The sequence below is a fragment of the Leptolyngbya sp. KIOST-1 genome (assembly GCF_000763385.1).
In the GTDB taxonomy this organism is placed as follows: Bacteria; Cyanobacteriota; Cyanobacteriia; order Phormidesmidales; family Phormidesmidaceae; genus Nodosilinea.
This window is the reverse complement of sequence record NZ_JQFA01000002.1, coordinates 1,679,786-1,701,852: the sequence shown is the minus strand read 5'-3', so window position 1 is coordinate 1,701,852 and position 22,067 is coordinate 1,679,786. Positions and strand designations below refer to the sequence as shown.

The following is a 22,067-nucleotide window of genomic DNA, read 5'->3' as shown; positions in this document are numbered from 1 at the left end:
TGATGACGACAACAATTCAATCCCCTGATCTCATGCTGGCCCAAACCCTGCGGGCGAGGCTGCCTGTCGATACGGTCACCGCCCTGTTGGCTTACCCCAACATCGCTGCTGATCTGGCGTTGGTATTAGATCAGCCGACCTTGGGTGCGGACTATGTGCCCCGCGAGATTGAGGTGCTGTACGACGATGTGACGGTTTTGCACTGGCGGGATGGCCGGATTCAAGCCCAGTGCGCCGATGTGGAGATCGACTACACGCCAACCCTGGTGGAGTGGTTGATCGATGGCGACACCGCCTACTTTTCGGTTCAAGGGCTGGAGGTGATTAACCGCATCAAAATCATGCCCCTGATGGAGCTAGAAGGACTAGACCCCCTAAAGGAGGAACCATGCAAGCTGTAGTGAACCCCGGAGAAGCCAAGCAAATCGAGCAGGACTATGCTCACACCACCCTGGCCTCTAGCGAAATGGCAGCGGCCACGGCTCAATCAACCGCCGAGGCTGTACAGGCCTTTATTCAGATGCTGCGTGAGCGGCTCCAGGCGGCTCGGCAAAAGGAGCAAGACTTTGAGAGTAATGCCCCAGATGCTCAGCCTGGGGATGCCGTAGCTTTGCCCCAATCCGCCGCTGAGCCCATCGAGATCAAGATGGGCCGCGAGATTGTTTACCGCGAAGGCTATGCCGATAAAGACTCCGTCAACAAGCTCAATGCCAATACGCTGAAGCTGCTCCAGGCGGCGGTAGATGCGCCTCCGCAGGCGGGCGCTGAAGCGACCACTGGAGCCAAAGGGACGATCAATATCAAGGCTGGAGATGAACTGGTTTATCGGATGAGCAAGGGGTCAGTTGAGACCAACCGACTAGAGCCCGATCCAGTTGTTCAGGCGGAAGTGCCTCAGGCGGAAGTGTCTCAGGCGGAAGCCTCCCATGAGGAGTCAATAGCAGCCGTTCCGCCTGGAGCCGGGGATGCTGTGTCTCCCGCTCCTGTGCCCGTGTCTCCGATCAAAGCAGCAGAGCAACCTGAGGTTTCTCTACTACAGGAGGTCAAGCCTGCCCAGTCTTCTCTAGAGCCAGGACCAGGAAACTTACCACCGGCTAGTCAGCCTGCGCCCACCCGAGTCGCAGCTCAGCCTCTGGCTATGGCCTCACCCAGGGTAGTCTCCATCCTCGACGTGATGGAGCGCCAGAACCAGCAGGTGGTCGAAAAAGCTACCCAGAAATGGATGCAGCAGACCACTCGGGTGATGCAGCGCTCATCCCAGCAGCTGACCGAACGGGTGGTAGCCCTGGCAGCGAATATCCGCAGTCGGCAGGTCGCCTCCACGGCGGTGGACTTGCTTCAGAAGTACGGCACCGCCTATAGCCCTGGTCGAGGCTTCTATGTGGCGGAGAACTATGTGATCAGTTCCAAGGGGCGCATGGTCACCGTTTCAGACCGCGAGGGCATTGAACTGATGACGGCCCGCAAAACCCGATGGGGGTTGGACATCCTTAAAAACGACATGGTGGCCTCCCAAGAGGCCGACTTTATGAAAGCCCGCCAGCAAATTCAGATTCAGGGGATTGATGGTCTGTCCCCAGATCCTCCTATGCGGGTACGGCAGTTGGGCAACCTGGCACCAGCGGGCGACATGGGCATCACCCGTGATCTCACGGCCCTGGCGCTAGCGAAAACCGCCCGCAAACTGCTCGATGTCACCGGCAGCCGTCCCAACGTACAGGGCAAGCGGGTCTTCCAAGGGGGCAGCCAGTACCGGATTGAGGAGACCCCCAACAGCCTGAAAATTCAGGCGGGGGAGCGGGGTCAGATTCTCAGCATCGACAACGGCAAAATCAGGTCTAATCTCACGTCCAAGGATGTGGCCTACTTTCGCTTTATCGACCGGGAACTCAGCCAGGATTTGCAGCGGCACCAACCGGCTAAAGTGACGCCCTTAAACAGCCGACAACGCAGCCGCGCCGTGGGCATGGCCATGGGTGAGTAGGAATGGTAGAAGACGCCCAACAGCAGATGGTGAACCACTTCACTACCCACTTTCTGGGGGGTGAAGGGTTTACGACGATTACCGCCGCCCGACAACAGGCGGCGCTGGTGTTGGGCACGCCAGTCAACCCTGGTACAGCCCTGGCGAAGCAGGTGGATGAAGCGGTGGAGGGGGCAGTGGTGCGAGCAGCCCAGGGCATCCTTCAAACCTCGGCCACAACTCACGACACCTATGATCGGCTGATCGAGTTGCACGATCGCCAGCCAGCCCTAAACGTCCGCTCCTCAACCAGTGTGTTGCAGCAAGCTTACAGTACGCCGATTCCTATCGCGTTTTTGGCCTCTACACTGGCGGGCATTACTCCCGAAACCACCGTCTACGAACCCTCGGCTGGGCACGGCGCATTGCTGGTGGGAACTGACCCTGCCCAGGTGAGCGTCAATGAACTTAATCCAGACCGCGCCGCTGACTTGCAGGCTCAGGGGTACCGCGTCACGGAGTGGGATGCAGCGGAGTATCAGCCGGATCGTCTGCATGACGTGGTGATCGCCAACCCACCCTTTGGCGTGGTGCGAGATGCACAAGGGCAGCGTAAACGGTTCAGGTTGCCGGGCAACCTGCGGGGGACGACTCAGATTGATCAGGCGATCTCGTTCCAAGCTCTAGGAGCGATGAAGGACGATGGTCGCGCCGTTCTGATCATGGGCGGCAAGCTAGGTGTAGACGCAGAGCTGCGGTCTGAGCGCTACAACACCCTGGAAAGTCGAGGCTTCTTTTATGCCCTGTACCAGCAGTACGCCGTTACCCAACACATTTCCATTTGGGGTGACCTGTACCGCAAACAGGGCGCGGGTTTTCCGATTGATTTGATTGTGATTGAAGGCCGAGGCCGGTCTGAACGCCCGTTACCTGCCGCTGATGTCCCGGTTATCTACAAGTCGTTTGCTGAACTTAAGGAGTTGATTCCCCATGAACCTATCCACCACGCCCGTATCTCCCTGGACGTATCCGTTCATGATCAGCCAGTACCCCAGCTTTCCCAACCTCTGGACGCTGGAGGGCCTGGGAACGCTATTCATCGTCAAGGTGCCGCCACAGCTGGAACAGCTGAACGAAGCGACTTACCTGCAGCTGATGCAAACCCGGTTGGACAGAATGATCCAGGACTCGGTCTCGGAAACCTCCCAAATCGAGACGCAACAAGGGCTGGCCACGACCCTCAGCGAATTGGACCCGGTTCAGCACACGCCGATACTGGAGCCAGACGACGACCTGGAGTATTGGCGGCAGCAGTGGGCGGAGACCTTGATTCGGAGGAACTGGCGGTTTCAGGAACGATTGCGCCACTACGGGGGGAGCTTTCCGGTAACACCCGTAACCCCCAGCTACCCGGATTACCTGGACTGGATCAGCCTGCACGACGAGACCACGCTAGAGGCATGGCTGGCCGAACTGAGCCTGTAGAACCTCACTCGGAAATCACCATGAATACTCCTCTTTCAACCGGCGAGGCTGTGGCTCCGTCAGCAGACACGTATGATGTCCAGCCCCGGCAAGTGGCCTATGTGCCCAAAAGCAAGGGCTTTTCGACCCAGACCCTGATCCCTTTCAATATGGCCAGTGCAGCGCAGCAGGCACTGGAGCGATTTGAGCAGCAGCAGGGCGATATTGATACATACTTGGTCACCCGCCTGGGCTATGGTTCTGTGGCGGAGCTGCATCAATACTTCAGCGCTGAGCAGGTGGATGCCTCGGCACTGGCGATCAGCAATATCGAGCGGGGAGCCGGGTTCATCACGGGCGACCAGACCGGCATTGGCAAGGGCCGCATCTGTGCCAGCATCATGCGCTATGCCCAGCAGCAGGCGAAGATCGCCCTATTCATAACTAAGGACAAACCCCTCTATGCCGACATGATGCGCGATGTAGGGGATATCGGGATGCGGCGGTTTTCGCCCTTCATCACCGATAGCGGCACCGAGATTCCGCTAGCCAATGGGGCGGCGCTGAAAACTGCCGGGGCCGCCAAGCAGAAGGCGGAAATGCAGGCGATGATTCAGCGGGGGAACCTGGGCCGCTACAGCGCGGTGTTCACCACCTACAGCCAGCTTCAGACCGTAGGAAAGAAGGAACCGTTACGGCGCACGTTCCTCAGACGGATGGCTCCAAATGCCATCTTGATCTTGGACGAGGCCCACCAGGCAGGGGGCAGTAAAGGGGGATGGAAAGAAGCGGGGCCACCGGATCGGGCGGATTTTGTGCGGGAGTTGATCGACCTGTCTTCGGGAGTGTTTTACTCGTCGGCGACCTACGCCAAACGGGCCGATGTGATGGATCTCTATGCTCGGCGCACTGACCTGCGGCTGGGCGTGAGCAGCATGACGGCGCTGGAGAATATCTTGACGCGGGGTGGGGTACCGCTTCAGCAAATTGTGGCCAGCAAGTTTGTCGCCTCCGGGCAGATGCTGCGCCGCGAGCGCTCCTATGAGGGCATTTCGTTTCAAGCCAAAACGGTGCCGGTGGATCGGGAGGTAGCCGATGACTTCTCGGCGGCAATGCGAGCCATTAAGGACTTTGACCGGGCTAAGCAGAAGGCGGTGAAAGCGATTAGTGATCAGGCCAAGGCAGAAGCGAAGGCCCTGGGGCAGGATGGAGCGATTGGCGATCTGGGAGCCAGGAGTACCAACTTCACCTCGTTGATGCACAACTGCATTGAGCAGAGTCTGCTGGCCCAAAAGGCAGATGCGACGGTGGAAGAAGCCATTGCGGCCCTGAACCGAGGTGAAAAGCCCGTGATTACGGTGGCCAACACCATGGGCAGCTTCATCGAGGCCTATGCGGAGTCCCAAGATTTGAGCCCTGGGGACGGGATGAACTTGTCCTTTGGGGACCTGCTGGAACGGTATCTGGAGCGATCTAGAGACGTGGTGGTGACCGACTATCGGGGTCACTCCACCCGGCTGCGCCTTAGCGATGACCAACTCGGAGCTGAGGGGGTTCTGGTCTACGAAGAAGCCCTGGACTGTATTCGCGAGAGTGATTTCACGGGTATTCCCATCAGCCCGATTGACTACATCGAGCAGCAGTTAGAGCGAGCGGGCTACCGGGTTACTGAAGTCACCGGGCGAAAGTCGGGCATTGAATATGGGGCCGATGGATCCATGGCCTACAAAGTGCGGTTGGGGGAGGAGACCACCGCTAAGGGCAAGATTGATGCGGTGGCCCAGTTCAATGCCGGGGATGCCGATGTCATTCTGCTCAACTGTTCGGGCTCCACGGGGATTTCGCTCCATGCTTCGGAGAAGTTTGCTGACCAGCGGCCTCGCCACATGATTGTGGCCCAGGCGGAGCGGGATATCAATGTGTTTATGCAGATGCTGGGCCGGGTGCATCGTACCGGGCAGGTAGCGCTGCCCAACTACACGCTGTTGATGGGCGACCTTCCAGCGGAAAAACGACCGGGGGCGATCCTCTGTCGCAAGATGGCCAATCTCAATGCCAACACTACAGCGGCACGGGAGACCGATATCTCGCTCAACACCGTGGTGGATTTTATGAATCCCTACGGCGAGCAGGTGGTAACGGAGCTGCTGGCCGATGATCCAGAACTCAATGCCAAGCTGGATTTCCCATCTGCCCAGGGGGATAGCGGGGCTTCAGATATTGCCCTGATTAAGAAGGTGACGGGTCGGATTCCGCTACTGCCCATTACTGAACAAGAAGCCGTCTACAGCCTGATTGAGTCGGAGTACTGCGACCTGGTGGATCAGGCCAGAGCAATGGGGGAGAACATTCTGGAGGCGGATCAGCTGGATCTCGATGCTCGGCCTCTGGCGCGGATGGAGGTGATGGCCGATGACAGCGAAACCGCCAGCGAGTTTACGGGGCCGGTATATCTGGAGCTGGTGGAGGCGAAGAGTGAGAGCAAACCACTGACTCAGCTTCAGGCGATCAATGCGGTGCGGGAGTCGGTGGGGTTGGCGGAGGTAGCGTCGGTTGAGGCCCACGATCCGGATGCTCTGGCGGCAAAAGCGCTTCAGCAAGTGACAGCTACGATAACTGATTTGGAAGCAGCGACCAACCGCTACCGACAGGCGGCGATCGCCCAAAAGCAAGACAGTAAGGCGATTGAGAAGCTCAACGACCGAATTGAGCAGCAGTTCATGCATGTCTCCAGCACGCTCGAAACCTTTGTACCGGGGACACCGCTGCGGTTAGTGACCCCAGCCAGCAAGACCATTCTCTATGGCGTGGTTGCGGGGGCTGATGCCAAAAAGCGCTCTGGGAGCCCAGCGGCACCCAATCGCTGGAAGCTGAGGATTTTGGTGGCCGATTCGGCACGGCAAATCACGGTGCCGTTCTCGAAGTTCAACACGGGTCGGAGCGGATCGCTCGATGCCACGGTTCAATCCGAAGACTGGTTTGGCAATAGCGTTTATTCCCTGTTCGACATGCAGCAGGAGGCGGGGCGGGTCAACCGGCAGATCTTCACCGGCAACCTGATCAAGGCGTTTGAGAAGTACTCCAACGGCAAGTTGGTGAACTATACCGACTACCAGGGCGAGGTTTGCCAGGGGCTGATTATGCCCAAGGGCTTTGATATTGAGTCGGAGCTGACGAAAGAGCCGGTGGCGTTTAAGGAGCCGCAGCAGGTGTTTCGGTTCCTGACGGAGCTGACGAATCGGCAGGGGACGGTGAAGACCCTTGATGAGTTGTTGCTGCTAAAGCCCCAGCAGGCGGGGGAGGGGTTTATTCTGCAAGCGCCGAAATCAAAGGAGTCGGGTGGGCGGTACTACCTGGATGAAGACTTGATTGCGGCAGCGGGGTCGGATTTTTATTCGGTAGCCGATCGCATGGAGGTCGTTATCCCGCCAGAACGACTAGAGCGGGTGCTGGGGGTGGTGATGCATCAGCGAAATTACACGCTGGCGGCCTTTGAGTTTAAGGAGGTGGCGCGGCAGTTGATGGGGGTGTCGCTACCAACGCTGGAGAAGGTAGAGGCGGAGGCGATCAAGCCTCCGGTTGTTTCTCAGCCGGTTGTGCCTGCTGCTGCTGCAAGTCAACCCAAGCCAGAACTAGCAGTAGAAAGATCTGTGGCTGAAGCTCCGTTGTCCCCATCTATACCCAATCTGCCCCCGATGGGCCAACTGGAGAAGCGGATTCTACGGTTTTTGAGGAATGCGGGGATTGAGCAGGACGTAATGACATCCCAGGAGTTTCACCTGCGGATTGAGAATGAGCCTTTTATTCCGCTGGTGGTGGAGCGGCAGGGGGATGAGCTATATCTGACCCACTACCTGACCCAAAACGGCGATATGTTCATCGACTCGGAGATGGTGTTTAGGGTGCGGGCTGAGGGCCACATCGAGTTTAAGGAGACGGCGGTGCAGAGTCTGCGGGGTGGGGAGTCGAGGCTGCCGGATCGCGCCTTTGCCCAGATTTTCTCCAAGAACATTGTCCAGCAGGGGTTTGCGGAAGCCGCCCAGATTCAAGCCCAGGCAGAGCCTGAAGGAGAAGTGGTATCCCCACAAGAACCGGAGGATGAGCGATCGCAGATGCCGAGCGATATGCGGCAATACCTGGAGGTGAAAGAGCAGTATCCCGATGCGATCGTGCTGGTGCAGTCGCCAGATCAGCGGTTTTATGAGGCGTTTTTCGACGGGGCTAAGCCCTTGATCGAGCATCTGGAGATGATCGGTACCAGCATGGAGTCTGGGGTGGAGGAACTCGGACGGGTACGAGTGGCAGGGTTTCCGGTGCAGAGTTTGCACAAGTATGTGGATAGGCTGACCCAACAGGGGGAGGTGGTGATTGCGGAGGTAGAAGGGACAATCGCCATCCACCCCCATCATCCCCCCGAACCAACAGCCCTAGAAGAACCAACCCAAGCCCCTGTTGAGCCGATTCCTCCACCCCAGCCCCCCGCACCAGCGTCTAAGGAGCCTGAATTTCAGGTGCAAAATCTGTTTGACCTCGACCAGTTCAACAGGGCGCATCAAAATGGACACAAGGGTCGTCAGACCGCCGATCCAGCCTGGACTGACTCGGCAGGAAAACCTCAGCCAACAGCGCCAGCATCAGAGGTCATTACAGCGCAGCCTACAGGATCATTGCCAGCGCCTACGGTTCCAGCAATAGCCCTTCAGGGACAACAGGTCGATGATGCAGCACTGGAGACTGTGCCCGAACCATTGCCGCGTTCAGCCCTAGACACCTTGCGCGATTGGTACCGCGCCGCCCGCGATTTAGGTCATGACCCGCTACACCTAGAACAGATCAAGCAGTTGGGCCTCTCAACCAAACAAGCCAATGGCAACGGTGTTGGCCTCGCGCCAAACCTACAGCAGGCGATGGCTCAAGATCTGGCCCAATATCAGGCATTGCAGCAACGGGGAAAATATGTGGCCCAAGCCTCCCAGAAAATCTTGTCGGCGATCGGGCAGACCCGAGGCCCCCATACTCAGTTTCGCGGCAAGGTTTATGAATTGAAGCAGACCGCCGACCGGCTGACCGTCCGTAGAATGACGCCTCAACCCCAGACCATTTTGGAAATCGCCCAGGGGAAAATTCAACGCACGGTGGTGACGGCTGAAGACTGCCAGCGGTTTCAGCGATTTGTGCAGCGCCTAGAATCAGACCGTGTTCCCACCCCGACTTCAGCAGGACTTGAACGATGATGACCCTGGCCCCCTTGCCCGCCGACTACCGCCCCCAGTCCATCGTGATTTTGTGTGATGGGCAAAAGGCCGTGTATGTGGAGAGCGACGAAATGCAGCTCGATGTGGAGTGGACGGCGGAGCACGAACCCGATCGCCTGGAGATGTTTTGGGATGGGGTGTTGGTCTATGCCCTGGTGAACCAGCAGCTCACAGTCAACCGTCTGGAACTGGTCACGGGCACTGTTCACCCTATGGAATGGATTTTTCAAACCCCAGCGGGTCAAGCCGATGAACCCAGCCCTTCGCGCCACGTTTGACTGGCTGAGATCGCAGGGGCTGCCACCGCTGTCCGTTGCCCCAGCCCAAGACCCGACTCGCTACCCGGCCCGAAACCGGGATGGCAGCCTAAAGCGCGACAAAGAAGGGGCTCTGGTGCCTGCCTTTACCGGCAAGAATCCTAGCTATGTGGACAGCCGTGGAATTCCCCATCTGATCCGGCACACCCAGTATCAAAATCGGATGCCGACTCAGGCTGAGCTTCAGACCTGGTTTGCTAACCCCGATAACGGCATTGGCACCCTGGGCGGTTGGCACAACATCGTTTGGATTGATGTGGATGTGAAGCAGTTTGACTCGCAGCAGGCCTGTGACCAGCGGATCGCCGATTGGCTGGGCCAATACCCGCTCTTACAGCAAACCTTTACCGAGCGCACCCACAGCGGCGGCTGGCGGCTGGCAGTGCGAGCCTACGAAAAGAGCTTTACCAATTTCTCACTGGATGGGGTGGGTGGACAGCACATGGGAGAGGCTCTAGGGCAGGGACACTTCACGGTGCTCGCGCCGACGATTGGCCCGAGTGGGAATGCCTATGTCAATGTGCAGCGGGTGCCGCCAATTTGGGTGGAGCGGTTGGATGCGGTCGGCTTGTACCCAGTGAGTGGTCGAAGAGAGCAAGGCCTATTCCGCCAGTCTCGACCTCGAATCCAGTCTCAGCCTGCTCAACCGGGAGTCTTACGGCTGGAGGATTTGGCCACAGCGAAGGCCCAGGCGGTGCTGCATGGGGATAGTCCATTAGAATCGCGATCGCACTCGCTAACCTACGCCCTGCGTGAGTTCTATGGCTGGGAGAACTGGGCCGCCCAAAATCGGGTACTGATTAGCGGCAATGCCGAGGAGTTGGTGCGAGCGGCGGGGGCTGCTTTGGGAATTGACGCTGAGCGGGTGGAGCGAATTATGGAGAGCATTACTGATCCGGCCAGTTGCACCCCGGCGGCAGTTTTTACTGGGGGGGAGACCAGCGCTTGGAAGCGTGTGTGGAAGTTAGACCGGCAGGTGTATGAAGAGCTGTGTCCTAGCAATATGAAGCAGTCTATCCAGACTATAGCTAGTGAGAACCATCACGTCCTGACCGGGGGCAAACCTCAAAAGAAACAAAACGCAGGTGTCCAGGCTCCAGCAGTCTATAATCCTGCAATTTCAGCGGATCAGATTCAAGCGTTTGTACGCCAGGCTTGGAGTATCTTGGCCCACGCCTATCAGACAGAGCGAGGAAACGTGTCCGTTAAACGTTCGACAGTAGATCCCAAAGTTTGGGTACAGGGGCAAATTTATCGAATAGCCGCTGAGGGGCCGCAGCTGACTGTAGAGGCCCGTGAACGGGGCGCTATCTTGCAGGCTCAGGGTGATACTGTCACCTTGGAAAACCTGACTATAGTTGATCTGAAGCGGTTTCAGGCTGAAATGTTGCGACTTCAGCAACGCCATCGCCCTTGTGCAACGGCTCCAGCGATTTCTCATCAAGGTCAGGAGCGTTGAGTCTACGTTATTGCTTGGTTAAGTAGACCATGAACGTCTGCCGTAGGTTGGCTTGGATCTTTGAATATTGGGTCATTTGGGCCGAGTTAACTAAAAGCTTTTTATGCGGGGGGTAGGCAGGGCAGTCCAGGGGTTAGGTAAAGCCATGCAGCACGCTAGGATGAGAACAACGTCTGCGGGGAAAAGGCTATGACCCAGGCAAAGGTAAAGCTCGCTTCCTTTGAGGAGTATCTTGCCTACAGTAATGAGACGCCGCTAGAGGGGCGTTTTGAATTAGTGCGTGGGGAGTTAGTCGAATTGCCACCCGAGTCAGAACCGAATAATTGGCTGGCTAATTACCTGCAATTTCTGCTGGTCGCGGCCAACGTCGCTCCCCTGCGGTTAATCAAAATCCATGCGTTAGAACTGCAAGTGCCGGTCTTGCAACCGAACGATGCGGCCAACCGCTACCCCGACCTGGTGGTGCTTTGCCCTGAGCATCTGGAACTGACCCAGAGGCGGTTAACGATCACCCGTGATATGCCACCCCCTCGGTTGGTGGTTGAGATTGTCAGCCCTGGCAAAACCAATCGAGACCGCGATTATGTCTCCAAACGGGCTCAGTACGCAGCCCTTGGGGTGCCGGAGTACTGGCTAGTTGACCCCGTAGCCCAAACCGTCATGGTGCTGTCGCTAGCTGGTGAGACCTATCAAGAGGTTGGAGTATTTGGTTTGCAGAGGGCTATTGCCTCAGTCGAGTTTCCAGATCTCACTCTGAAAGCAAGCCAGATTTTTGAGGCTGACCGATAGCTTCGGCCAATCCCCTATCGTTCCAAGCTTCCATCTTGTTTGTTGGAACTGTTGTTATGCATTGTGTGGGCCAGGTTTGCCTGTTGGCTGGCCATAGCAACTAAATTGTTCAAATTGGTCGGTAGCGGCAAATCAGTGGGCTGAGAGCGGCCACTACTGATACCCGTAACCTCCCCAGGGTTTTCCTTTGCCCTAGATCGCTCCACCCGCTCGATCAGCCGATCCAAATCTTCCGAGGCATATAGCCGCAGCTCTCGCTTCACCCGGCTCACCGCCACATAAAAGCTCGCGCGCGCCACATGGCGATCCAACGCCCCAATCACCCGCTCCGCCGATTTGCCCTGGGCCGCATAGGTGGTGCTGACCAGCGCGTAGTCCAGATGCGCTAGCTCCGAACCCTCAAAGGATCCCAACTCCCCTTGCCCCCAACGCATCAGTACCTGCCCTTCCTCAAGCCCCACCACCTCAAACTCCTGGCCATTGCGACGCCCCAGGGCATGGTCATTGCACGTCCACCGCAGGCGATCGCCCACCGCAATCTCCATCTCCTCCACTTCATAGACCGACTTCCGCCGGATCTGGGCTGGATCCACCTGCAACGCTCCCTCGGATTGCCCCCGCAGCGTCAGCCCATTACTGTGACTATCCGTCGTCAGCACCTCGTAGCGCTGCCCCTTCTCTAACCCCAGCCGCTTGTAGCTGGCCTGGGGAATCAGCATATTCCCCGGCTGAAAATGGTGGGCATAGCTGGCCTGGGTCTCCGTTAAATCCCTCGCCTTCAGCCGCTTTACCGTCAGACCTTGGCCTAGGGTGCCTTCTGCCTTCATGCCCTCTCGCACCAGCTGGGTAATCGCCAATCGCTCCTGGTTGGTGCCTGCCAAGAGCAAGGTCTTCTTTCGCTCATCTGGAGCCAGGGCGAGATAGTCGCGGGCGATCGCCGCTGCCCTCGCCTCCTGACTACTCACCTGGTGGATGTACGGCTTCAACTGCCGCACCCCCGCTGCAATTTCCCCAGCGGCAATCAGGTCAACCCCCGCCTTGATCTGCTGGTTCTTCTGCCGCAACGACTGGGTGAGGTAGGCCGTCGCCATCCCCGCCTGCTGCAAACTCTTGAACGGGTTCCCCGCCTCCACCGCCGACAGCTGCCGGGTATCTCCCACCAAAACCACTCGGGCCTGCTGCGCCTGGGCTTTGGTCACCAGGGCCAAAGCATCCTTGGCACTCAAGAGCCCCGCCTCGTCTACCACCCATACCTCAGGCTGAGCCGGGTTCGGTTCCACTGGTTGAGCACACAGCAATGCTGCCACTGTTTCCACCGGCTGAATCTGAGCCGAGTCGCCCAAGGCCTTCGCCGCCTCCGCACTAGGAGCAAAGCCCCGAACGGTGTAGCCCTGGGCCTCCGCAATCTGGCGAAACTGATTCAGGGCATAGCTCTTCCCCGCCCCAGCCACCCCCTGCCAGGCGATGACGCGATCGCGGGTGGTGGCCGCCAACATCACCCCCTGCACCTGGCCCTCGGTCAGGCCCTGATTGCGCAGATTTGCTTCCACCAAGTCTGGCGAGGCGATCGCCCCCACATCTCCTCGGCCATCCAATACCGTGCGAATGGTCTCCAACTCCCGCAGCACCGCCGTCTGGGTAGTCAGCCGCTGGTCATGGGTGTGAATCACTTCCGGATCGGTGTCCACTGTCTGTTGCACGTCATCAAAGAGCTGCTGCCCCAGATGGTTTTCCAGGGCAAACCGCTCCACTTGCTCGCGATGGAACACTGCCTCCCGCTCAGCGCAGTGGGTCAGCCCGGCTTGAGTGGCCCGCTTCGGCTGGCTCTGCCAGTCCATCAACTGGGGTTGAGGGTGCTCCAGCTTCAGCGCCTGGGCCTGCTGCTGCCAGTAGGTGCGCAGTTCTTCTCTGGGGATTTCCTTGCCCTTAGGTGCTCGGGTCATCAGCGTCGCCAGCTCTCGCGCCTGGGCCGTCGCATTCTCCTCTACTGCTGCCAGAATCTGCTCCCGCCGCTTGGAGAAAGTTTGGAGGTCTTCGGCTTGATACCCCCGGAGTTCAAACTGACCGTTGGCCCTGGGCTCAATGCCGTAACCCAGGCGCTGCACCTCCACCGCCAGCTCGTTTTGGTAAATCATCCCCAACAGCTTTTGCTGCTTGAAGAGGGTGTCGTTGTGGAGCGACTGCCAGCGACCATCATTCAGCTGCGTGGCATTGATCACCACGCAATGGGTGTGCAGCTGCGGATCCTTCTCGCGGGAGGTGTCGTGGTGGAACTGGGCGACGATCAGGTTGCCGGTGCCAACTACCTGACGTCCCTCCGGTGTCCGCACCCGTGTTTGGGCATAGCGCTCCTCGATGATAGCCAGGGTACGAGTAACAGCAGTGCGATGGGCCTGCTCGATCGCTTCATTCCCCCCGACCAGGGCCGCCAGGCTGATACTCTTGGGCGCACTAAAAGTTAAATCCAGCCCGGCTCGATGACGATCTGGGTCAATCTTTCGACCCGATAGAGTTTGGTGCCCCTGAGGATGGGAGCCATGGAGCAGGTTCTTGAAGTCGGCCCCCTGCACCTGGCCTGATAGCCCCAGGCTCTTGGCCCCCTGGCCCCACCAACCCGAGTGGGCCTGGTTCTCTTCATTGGTGTAGTAATTCTCGGCGGTGTAGTATGTTTCGCCCTGGTTGGCGCTGATCACCGTCAGGCTGAGCATGGCTGACCTCCTAGCCCTCTACTAAACCCTGGCGCTTGCGGATTTCCTGAATCAGCGCCTTGCGATTTTCCAGCGCCTGCGGCCCCCGAGCATTGGCCTGTTCCAGGGCGATGGTCTCCAGCAAAATCTGGAGCCCCTGAAACTGCACTTGCAGCAGCTCCATCCGAGCCTTCAGATCATCCACCTGTCGTTCCAGTTCGCGGCGCTGCTGCCCGTCGCGCATCATCAGGCGAATGATGCTGGCGGCGGGTAGGCCCAGCCGATTGGCCTCTTTTTCGACGATTGCCGCCTCTTCGAGGGGCAGCGAGACGCTAAATCCTTTACCCATGAGCTTTTCCGTGAATTCGTTAGTAATTCGTAAACGACCGGCCATTGGCTCCCATACCTGGAACCCTTGATATTGCTGGGTTTCTGCAACCCCCTGGCCCAGGGCTGGGCGTGGTGTGTGAAACGCGGAGCGACGAAACGCAGTGGAGTGGCGTAGCCCCCAGGGCAGCCCATCAGGCTTTTGCCGGGGCATTTGTGCTAAGGGAGGGGGAGCAATAGTCTCTGTTGTAGCCCACAGATATTGCCAGTTCTGATCAATCCAACAAGCAGCAAAATTTGTTTTTATTCATCACTTAGGTGATTGGTTTTCGTCTCTTATAGAAAGACCCCAACCAGCAAGTCGTGATTAAGTCGTTATCAAGTCGTGAATGATTCAGTGATTCTAGAGTTCTGCCAGAATCTAGCTAGACAAGTCGTTATCAAGTCGTTATCAAGTCGTGAATAAGTCGTGAATGAAATTCTTCAGTCATCAAAACGATGATGGATTTTGCTGAAGATAACAATTCAGTCGTTATTAAGTCGTGAATAAAACCGGCGATTCAGAATACAGATATTCATCAACAGAATTGAAGGCCCTCTTTGCTCTTCAGGATGTTGATTAAACGCTGTCATTGGCATTCAAACTATGACCCAGATCATCCAGACCTATATCGACATGGGCAGCTCTGCCACCAAGTGTCTCTACTGGCAGGGCCAGCCCTACCTGCTGCACCTCGACCCCCAGGTGGCTCGGTTGAACCCAGCGCGGCTTGATCGACTAATGCTGGGCGGGTTGACCAGCCAGGAACCCGAGGACAGTGCCTATGTGATGGTGGGCAATAGTGCCTATGCCATTGGGGCGTTGGCGATCGCCCAAAAAGGTGACTCGGGTCTGGCTCTGCCGAAGCGCGATCGCGCTGTCTACAAAATCCTGGCTACCCTCGGCGTCATCGCTGAGAAAACCTTGGTCACCCAGGACTTCGACACCTCGGGTTGTGAGTTCACCGCTCAGCTGGGTCTGCTGCTGCCGCTGGAAGAATATTGGCAAGACCGCAAGGAGTTGAAGGCTCAGATTCTGGGAGCTATTTCAGACTTCAGCTTTCGGGGCCGGTCTCTGTTTGGGCAACTAGAGCGCGTTGAGATGCAGCCAGAAGGAGCTGGGCTCTACTTGGCGAAGGGATTACAGCTAGCGAGGGCTGGGGTGGGAATTCGCGATTCTACCGTCGTCGTCCTCATGTTCGGCCACCGCAATCTCTCTATCCTCACCTTCGAGAAGGGCAGCACACCCCAGGAAACCAACAGCACCTCCCAGGGGCCAGGGTTCGTGGAATACCTAAAGCAGTGTGCCACCGAACTGCCGGGTGTCGCTCCTGATGATCCGGCTCTGCTGGAAGCAATCCTTCAAGACCATCCTACCTTCCACGTCCCAGGCCGTAAGGAAGCTCTCGATCTGACCAGGGCCTGTAGTTATGCTCGGGAGTTCTATCTAGATCGGGTGAATCAGTTTCTGGTGGAGTGGCTGCCCTCGGCTGAAGTAGAGGTAATTGTCGGCGGGGGTGCCGCCTACTTTATTAGGCCAGAGCTGGAGCAGTTTTTTGACCAGCGCGGGCTTACTCAGCAGATCACCTGGGCCGAGGCCCTGCGACAGGAGATGACCGACGTGCTGCGAGGCCAGGAGGGTACGGCAGAACCCGACTTGATCACCAGCGTCCGCTGGGCCGATGTCTATGGGTTGTTCAAAACGTTCATGTACAGCGCCAATCCAACCCAGACCCGCTAGCGCCAAACTCTACCCAATCGCAGCAACGATAAGGACTCAAAGGAATGACCCAAACCTCCAAAACAAAGGCCCGGATTCAGTACTCCAGCCGAGATGAGCTGGATGTGGCGGTGATTGGTTATTGCCGGGGAAAGTCTCGCCACGACCTCCATGCCCGTATGCGATCGGCGCTGAATGGCTGCTATGGCCCTTTTGCCATGGCAGCCATTCAATCTCCCCAGGATGAAATTCGGCGGCAGGCTGTGCGATCAATTCAGCAGTTGACGACTCAGATTCTAGAGATCAAGGAACGGTTTCTGCCGGAGTGGGAAGCCTTCGATGATTCGATAACTCCACCCAAGACAGCTCTCCCACTGGGTAAGCCATACCCACGACATCTACCATCGGCTAATGGCTCTATGGCATCCGCCCCAGCAGCACCCATCAAAACGGTGACCGCCGCAGGGCCGGTGGATCAGCCCCTGCGGGAGTTCTTGGGCGACGATGCCGCCATCATGGCGGGGCTCAACCCTTTCATCAATGACTTGACTTGACCTCACCGCGCCCCAGAACACCGACCGTTGTTGACCGCCAGACTCAGGAGCAGATTGCGGGGACGGCGGTGCTGCTCCTGGAGCGGTTTTGCCAGGGGCAGCACCGGGGGCAGCGAGTGTTTGAGGGCAAGCAGTTCTACACAATTGTGGAGCGGGGGCGCGATCTGAATATCGAGTTCAGGGGCGATGCCCACCACCTGCCGGAGACGATTCTCACGTTGCGGACTCAGCGACAGGGTGGGCAAACGTTCTACGAAATTGAGTCCTGGCTAACCCAGGCAGATGTGCAGCGGTTCGCCCTGATTCGGCAGGAGCTACACAAAGATCTAGGGAATAGCCAAATATCCTCAAGGCAAACTACCGGATCAGTTCTAAATTGACGTACTATAACCTGAATGTTGTCACCCGTGCATGCTCACGTTCTTGCCATGATAGCCGCTAAAACCCCAACCAGACGACACTGGGAACTGTTCAAGGCTTACAAGGCTAGGATTTCGAGACAAATGGAGCCGGAAGAGTTCCTAGAGTACTGGGTTGTCACCTACGACGAATTAGCGGAATTATGCGGGCGCTCTAAGAGCACCGTGGCCCACTGGTTCTCGCAGGGAGAGCATCGCCGCGAGCCATCCGAAGCGGATAAGCGTCGGCTGGCCGAAGTTCATGCTCTCTGGAGTCAGTTTGAGAATGAGCCCTCCCACCTCCGAGAGATTTGGGAACGAAAGCGGAAGCGAAAACGAGACTAAATCTTGTCACTCGTGCATTATTTTGTTGCCCTAACAGCAACCTTGTAGTTATTGTGGTCTTGAAGCGACAAAGGTCGTTGAGCATCCTGGAGCGCTTAGTTCTCTCAACGCCCTCCATAACTCCTCATTTGGTGAACCACAATGACTCGACCTCCGGCAAACTACCCGCAGAATCCTCACTCTGCTCTTTTACCAATTGCGGTTGAAGATGCTCCGTCTGGTCGAGAACCGTTACGGCATCTGCTGATTGGCTCCCCGAGGGGTGTTACGAGCACCATCCATAATCTCTATGGGCTCGGCTATGCCGAAGTGGGAATATGGAGCCCGCTCCTACCTACCCCCAATCCTGGCGAGGTCATGTCTATTCTGACTCGGTATATTCTTCTTTGAGAAAGCACATAAATAATGGAAGCACCCTCGCTAAATGTCGTTCAATACGGCGTTAAGGCGTGATTAGATTAGTCCGCCAAATGCCGGGCTAGAAACGGCAGCAGAATGGCCAGTGCTTCTTCCGAATATTCTTCTCCCAAACCCAAAGAGCCTGGTGCCATGGCAGACTTCACTCCGGCCATAGCGCTCAGCATCTCCATCTCGGCTTTAGACTTGGGTGGGCTTTGTTGCCCAACAATGACCAGCTTAGGTACCGTCACCACCTGCATCAAATCTAGCCAGTCAGTGCGCTGCTGCACTGGGTCGAGACCCCCTGTTACAAAGGCTGCGGAGGCAAATCTGGCTCCCTTAGTTTGGGTTGTTTGGTGCTTAGCCTGCATCAGCTCTGGGGTAATGTGGGCGGCATCGCTGTAGACATGGCGACTCATCATCCATCGTAAAAAAGTTGGGTGAGCATTCAAGGCATACAGGGCTTGCCCCACCACCGGGCACCATACTAACCAACGCAGCAGGCTATAGGCCCAGCGATGATTGCCCATCGCTGTGGGCAGTGGCCCACGCCAGGTTGGTGCCATCAGCGCGATCGCTCGTAACTGGGGTATGGTACTTCCGTCGGTAGCCAGGGCCAGGGCGTACCCCGTACTATGGCCAGCCGCTACCAACCCGGCCAACCCTGGCACGATATCCTGAACAAAATCCTTCAGCAGGGCGTGGTAAATCGCTGGGCGAGTTCGCCAGGCTGGGCGATCAGACTCCCCAAACCCTGGCCAATCTAGGGTAACCACCTCATAGTGCTGAGCCAACGTTGCCGCTACAGTATTGAGCTCGACACGGGTAGAGATGCTGCTGAGGGCAGGTAGCAAGAGTATAGGCGGCCCTTCCCCGCGCAGGTCGTAGGCTATAGTGGCTGACTGGTGATGCCAATGCCAGGCGTAGTATCGCGTTTCGACAGGTGCCTGTGCCTGATCTAAAAGCTTGACTTCAGCCACGCCAGTGTCCTTGTCCTTCTGACAACATCATTTCCTATATTAACGCCCAGAATGTGCGGATTGCTTATTCGTAGTTGAGCTTAAGAACCAGCATTTCATCTCGTTTTCATCGCACAACTGACAAAATGAAAAGCTGATTCTCATCCTGACAACTAGATTCACCTGTATGATTCTGACCTCCCGCAATAGTAAAACCTCTAAGGGTTACACAATCCCTTCCTTTGAACGCCGCAGGGTTGGTAGTCATCCTCGATCACTGCTTATCATTTTGATTCTCTCTGTAGTTTTTTGGGGCGTGATTGGTGGCCGTTTGTTTTATTTGCAGTTGGTTGAAGGCAGCCGCTACCACCAACTTGCTATTAATAATCGAATTCGCCTGATTTCTAATCAGCCTACTCGGGGCAGAATTCTAGACCGTGATGGACGGGAACTAGCAGGAAGTCGCCTATCTTACGCAGTATATGTATGGGCATTTGCAGTTCGTGAGCCGAGCTGGGAAAATACTCGCAAACAGGTTGCTCGGCTGCTTAGTATTTCTGAAATTGAAATTCAAAAACGGTTAGAACAAGTCGATCAAGAATCTCCATTCTTGTTTCGTATTGCTCAGGATATTAGCCCTGCCCAAGTAACAGCATTTCAAGAACGTATGACAGATCTTCCTGGTGTGGTGGTAAACACTGAAACAGTACGCTACTACCCCAATAATGAATTGGCTGCGCATGCGTTGGGATATCTCGGCGAAATCTCTGGAGAAGAACTGCAACAACGTACCAATGAGGGGTATCGCCTGGGTGATGTTGTAGGGCAGATGGGTGTAGAAGCCGCCTTTGAACAACAGTTGCGTGGCGATCGCGGCGGGCAGCAGATTGAAATTGATGGGACGGGGCAGGTCGTCCGCGTTTTAGGCGAAAAATTGGCTCGGCCAGGGCAAGACGTACAGCTTACTTTAGATTTGGATTTGCAAAAAGCAGCGGAATCTGCCTTAGGAAATAGAGAAGGAGCGATCGTTGCGCTTGCCTCCGAAACAGGCGAAGTTTTAGCTATGGTTAGTCATCCTGCGTTTAATCCTAATTTGTTTACAAGCCAGATTAACGCAACCCAGTGGCAGCAGCTTCAAAGCAAAAAATTTCCCTTTGTCAATCGTGCTTTGCAAGGCTATCCGCCTGCTAGTACGTTCAAAATTGTCACTACTACAGCAGCTTTAGAGTCGGGTCGCTATTCTCGAAGTACTGTATTGCAAACTTCACCCTACCTTAATTTAGGTGGCATCAAGTTTTGGGAGTGGAATAGATCGGGATTTGGTCAACTAGATTTTGTTGGCGCGATGGCAAACAGTAGCAATACCTTTTTTGGCAGCGTAGGTATGGGTGTGGGTGAAACGACCCTCATTCGATGGGCACGAAAGTTTGGTTTAGGGCAAAAGACAGGCATTGAGCTGGGCGGAGAGGCGCACGGATTGGTGCCAGATGCGGCGTGGAAGCAGAAAATTTTTAACGAAGATTGGTACCCAGGTGACACGGTCAATTTCTCCCTAGGGCAGGGGGCGATTCAGGCGACACCACTCCAGGTGGCAGTCATGTTCGCTGCTATTGCCAATGGTGGTGCTCGGGTTACGCCACATCTGAAAAAGGGTTCAGAGGCATCGACTCAGCGCCAGTCTGTCGATCTTAGTACCGAGACGTTACAGGTAATTCAGGAGGGACTGAGGGCAGTTGTTGTGCGGGGCACGGGTCAAGCGTTAAACAGTTCTTCTCTGCCACCCATTGCGGGCAAAAGCGGTACTGCCGAAGACCCGCCGCGTCAGTCTCATGCCTGGTTTGGGGCCTATGCTCCGGCTGACAACCCTGAAATTGTTGTCGTAGCCTTTGCTGAAAATTCTGGTGGTGGCGGTGGCTCGATCGCGGGGCCAATGGTAAAACAAGTCTTGGCAGCCTACTTTGAACCTGAACTGGCACTACAGCCTTAACCAATTGCTGTCTATCAGTACTTCGGAACTTCTGCTAGTGAGAAATAGGGGCTAATCGCAAGGTGAAGACACTGCCCTCTCTGGGTTGGCTTGCAACGGTTAACTGCCCCCCATGGCTCTTGGCGATCGCCTTGGCAATCGCCAACCCCAACCCAGTGCCGCCAGTCTTGCGAGAGCGATCGCTATCGACCCGATAAAAGCGTTCAAAAATACGGTTTTGTTCAGCTAGGGGAATACCAACCCCGGTATCTTTGACGGCAACAATAGCAGTGCGATCGCGAGTCTCTAAGCTCACCAGCACCGACCCGCCTGGGGTGGTGTACTGAATGGCGTTGGCAATTAAGTTAGAGACGAGTCGATAGAGTTGAGATTCATGTCCTAAAACGTAAATTTCGACATCGGGAATTTGATTGGTCAAGTGGATATCTGAGACGGTGGCCAGTTCCGAGAATTCTTCGGTTAAATCAGCGACCAAATCATTGAGACAGCAGGGTTTAAACGATTTGGGTGAGGCGTCCTGTTCCAGGCTGGTCAGCAACAATAAGTCGCCGACCAAGTGGCTGAGGCGACGGCCCTGGCGCTCTACGGTTTGGAGCATGGGTGTAACCTCCTGCTGGAGGGTTGGTGGCAGTCGCAGAATCGCTTCTACCGTGGCTAGCAAACTGGCCAGAGGCGACCTGAGCTCGTGGGCGGCATCGGCGGTAAACTGCTGCTGCCGTTGATAAGACTGGTAAATCGGCTGCATGGCCAGACCCGCCAGCCACCAGCTAGAGGCTGCTACTAGGGCCAAAGCCAGGGGCAACCCTATGGCTAACACCCACTGAATACGCTTCACCTCAGCATCAAAGGGGGCCAGGGTGCGCCCAATTTGCATGTGCCCCCAGGAGGGATGATCATGGCCATCAGTATTGGTGGGATGGGCATCGGCACTGTGCAAAATGGTGGTGAACTGGCGGTAGCGAGTGCCATTGTCGCTTTGTAGAGTTTGCCACAGGGCAGGGTTCACAGTTTGGGGCAGGGGCAAGGGCTGATTGGGCGAAAAGGCCAAAAGTTCGCCATGGTGATTGAACAGGCGAATGTAGTAGCTGCTGCGATCGCTAATGCCAATGGTATGGCGCTGAATCACGGTAGGCTGGGGCACACAGACCTGCCCTGCCACACACAGATCCGGAAAAATTTGCTGCAAAACAACGGTCGGGTCTGCCGACGGGGGCAGCATGGGTTCTAGGCTGTCGTGGAGCGTCCCGGCGATCGATTCAATTTCTCGCTCTAGGGCAGCCCAGTTTGACTGAATCAGCGCCCGGTAGATCCCCAGCCCCGATAGACTCAAAATCATCGCCATGACCCCGGCATACCAGAGGGCCAAGCGGGTGCGACTGCGACGAAAGAGTTGTTGGCTATTCAT

Annotated in this window: 15 protein-coding genes; 11 read left to right on the top strand and 4 right to left on the bottom strand. The window is 56.5% G+C overall.

The genetic code is table 11. The features are described from left to right. Positions 1 to 2: 2 nt before the first annotated feature. The 7 genes from NF78_RS07425 to NF78_RS07400 all read left to right on the top strand — a co-directional run bounded on the left by NF78_RS07425 (position 3) and on the right by NF78_RS07400 (position 11,247). Entirely contained in the window at positions 3 to 401 is a 399-nt protein-coding gene (locus tag NF78_RS07425; protein ID WP_156119692.1) for a hypothetical protein, read from the top strand. Further along, positions 389 to 1,984 (top strand): hypothetical protein, encoded by a 1,596-nt coding sequence (locus NF78_RS07420; protein ID WP_156119691.1) that lies wholly within the window; start codon positions 389 to 391, stop codon positions 1,982 to 1,984. The genes NF78_RS07425 and NF78_RS07420 overlap by 13 nt, the downstream gene beginning before the upstream one ends. Before the next feature lie 969 nt (positions 1,985 to 2,953). After that, entirely contained in the window at positions 2,954 to 3,448 is a 495-nt protein-coding gene (locus NF78_RS28105) for a hypothetical protein (protein ID WP_156119690.1), read from the top strand. Between the two features lie 20 nt (positions 3,449 to 3,468). Then, on the top strand, positions 3,469 to 8,661 hold the full coding sequence (locus tag NF78_RS07415; protein ID WP_081972542.1) for a strawberry notch C-terminal domain-containing protein: 5,193 nt from the start codon (positions 3,469 to 3,471) through the stop codon (positions 8,659 to 8,661). Next, on the top strand, positions 8,658 to 8,960 hold the full coding sequence (locus NF78_RS07410) for a hypothetical protein (RefSeq protein ID WP_035985560.1): 303 nt from the start codon (positions 8,658 to 8,660) through the stop codon (positions 8,958 to 8,960). The genes NF78_RS07415 and NF78_RS07410 overlap by 4 nt, the downstream gene beginning before the upstream one ends. Then, entirely contained in the window at positions 8,932 to 10,458 is a 1,527-nt protein-coding gene (locus NF78_RS07405; RefSeq protein WP_035985558.1) for a bifunctional DNA primase/polymerase, read from the top strand. Before NF78_RS07410 ends, NF78_RS07405 begins: the two co-directional genes overlap by 29 nt. A 189-nt stretch (positions 10,459 to 10,647) precedes the next feature. Beyond that, on the top strand, positions 10,648 to 11,247 hold the full coding sequence (locus tag NF78_RS07400) for a Uma2 family endonuclease (protein ID WP_035985556.1): 600 nt from the start codon (positions 10,648 to 10,650) through the stop codon (positions 11,245 to 11,247). Positions 11,248 to 11,261: 14 nt separating this feature from the next. On the opposite strand, the gene mobF is transcribed toward NF78_RS07400, so the two are convergent. Next, positions 11,262 to 13,955: a MobF family relaxase gene (mobF, locus tag NF78_RS07395; protein ID WP_052049948.1), complete on the bottom strand. Its 2,694-nt coding sequence runs from the start codon at positions 13,953 to 13,955 to the stop codon at positions 11,262 to 11,264. Between the two features lie 10 nt (positions 13,956 to 13,965). Beyond that, a complete protein-coding gene (locus tag NF78_RS07390; RefSeq protein ID WP_035985554.1) occupies positions 13,966 to 14,283 on the bottom strand; it encodes a hypothetical protein in 318 nt (105 codons plus the stop codon). A 624-nt stretch (positions 14,284 to 14,907) separates the two neighbouring features. On the opposite strand from NF78_RS07390, the gene NF78_RS07385 reads away from it, so the two are divergent. Genes NF78_RS07385 through NF78_RS07375 form a run of 3 tightly spaced genes read left to right on the top strand, consistent with a single transcriptional unit; the run spans position 14,908 to position 16,954 of the window. Beyond that, positions 14,908 to 16,041, top strand: a complete 1,134-nt coding sequence (locus tag NF78_RS07385; RefSeq protein WP_035985553.1) for a ParM/StbA family protein — start codon at positions 14,908 to 14,910, stop codon at positions 16,039 to 16,041. A gap of 44 nt (positions 16,042 to 16,085) precedes the next feature. Further along, the gene (locus tag NF78_RS07380) at positions 16,086 to 16,574 is read left to right on the top strand and encodes a hypothetical protein (protein WP_035985552.1); all 489 of its coding nucleotides are present in this window, start codon (positions 16,086 to 16,088) and stop codon (positions 16,572 to 16,574) included. Beyond that, a complete protein-coding gene (locus NF78_RS07375) occupies positions 16,571 to 16,954 on the top strand; it encodes a hypothetical protein (RefSeq protein ID WP_106920034.1) in 384 nt (127 codons plus the stop codon). Before NF78_RS07380 ends, NF78_RS07375 begins: the two co-directional genes overlap by 4 nt. 821 nt (positions 16,955 to 17,775) lie before the next feature. Here NF78_RS07375 and NF78_RS07365 read toward each other — a convergent pair. Next, complete coding sequence (locus NF78_RS07365) at positions 17,776 to 18,696, bottom strand: alpha/beta fold hydrolase (RefSeq protein ID WP_035985550.1); 921 nt, start codon at positions 18,694 to 18,696, stop codon at positions 17,776 to 17,778. Between the two features lie 166 nt (positions 18,697 to 18,862). Here NF78_RS07365 and mrdA point away from each other — a divergent pair, with 166 nt between their 5' ends. Continuing rightward, positions 18,863 to 20,662: a penicillin-binding protein 2 gene (gene mrdA, locus NF78_RS07360; protein ID WP_052049946.1), complete on the top strand. Its 1,800-nt coding sequence runs from the start codon at positions 18,863 to 18,865 to the stop codon at positions 20,660 to 20,662. 34 nt (positions 20,663 to 20,696) lie between these two features. Here the strand turns inward: mrdA and rppB are convergent, their stop codons facing one another. Continuing rightward, positions 20,697 to 22,067, bottom strand: a complete 1,371-nt coding sequence (rppB, locus tag NF78_RS07355; RefSeq protein ID WP_035985549.1) for a two-component system sensor histidine kinase RppB — start codon at positions 22,065 to 22,067, stop codon at positions 20,697 to 20,699.

Excerpts from the sequence above, each read along its gene's own strand:
- NF78_RS07410 (WP_035985560.1), top strand. The coding sequence starts at position 8,658 with ATGATGACCCTGGCCCCCTTGCCCGCCGACTACCGCCCCCAGTCCATC.
- rppB (WP_035985549.1), bottom strand. The coding sequence starts at position 22,067 with ATGAATAGCCAACAACTCTTTCGTCGCAGTCGCACCCGCTTGGCCCTC.
- NF78_RS07400 (WP_035985556.1), top strand. The coding sequence starts at position 10,648 with ATGACCCAGGCAAAGGTAAAGCTCGCTTCCTTTGAGGAGTATCTTGCC.
- mrdA (WP_052049946.1), top strand. The coding sequence starts at position 18,863 with ATGATTCTGACCTCCCGCAATAGTAAAACCTCTAAGGGTTACACAATC.
- NF78_RS07425 (WP_156119692.1), top strand. The coding sequence starts at position 3 with ATGACGACAACAATTCAATCCCCTGATCTCATGCTGGCCCAAACCCTG.
- mobF (WP_052049948.1), bottom strand. The coding sequence starts at position 13,955 with ATGCTCAGCCTGACGGTGATCAGCGCCAACCAGGGCGAAACATACTAC.
- NF78_RS07405 (WP_035985558.1), top strand. The coding sequence starts at position 8,932 with ATGAACCCAGCCCTTCGCGCCACGTTTGACTGGCTGAGATCGCAGGGG.
- NF78_RS07415 (WP_081972542.1), top strand. The coding sequence starts at position 3,469 with ATGAATACTCCTCTTTCAACCGGCGAGGCTGTGGCTCCGTCAGCAGAC.
- NF78_RS28105 (WP_156119690.1), top strand. The coding sequence starts at position 2,954 with ATGAACCTATCCACCACGCCCGTATCTCCCTGGACGTATCCGTTCATG.
- NF78_RS07420 (WP_156119691.1), top strand. The coding sequence starts at position 389 with ATGCAAGCTGTAGTGAACCCCGGAGAAGCCAAGCAAATCGAGCAGGAC.
- NF78_RS07380 (WP_035985552.1), top strand. The coding sequence starts at position 16,086 with ATGACCCAAACCTCCAAAACAAAGGCCCGGATTCAGTACTCCAGCCGA.
- NF78_RS07390 (WP_035985554.1), bottom strand. The coding sequence starts at position 14,283 with ATGGGTAAAGGATTTAGCGTCTCGCTGCCCCTCGAAGAGGCGGCAATC.
- NF78_RS07385 (WP_035985553.1), top strand. The coding sequence starts at position 14,908 with ATGACCCAGATCATCCAGACCTATATCGACATGGGCAGCTCTGCCACC.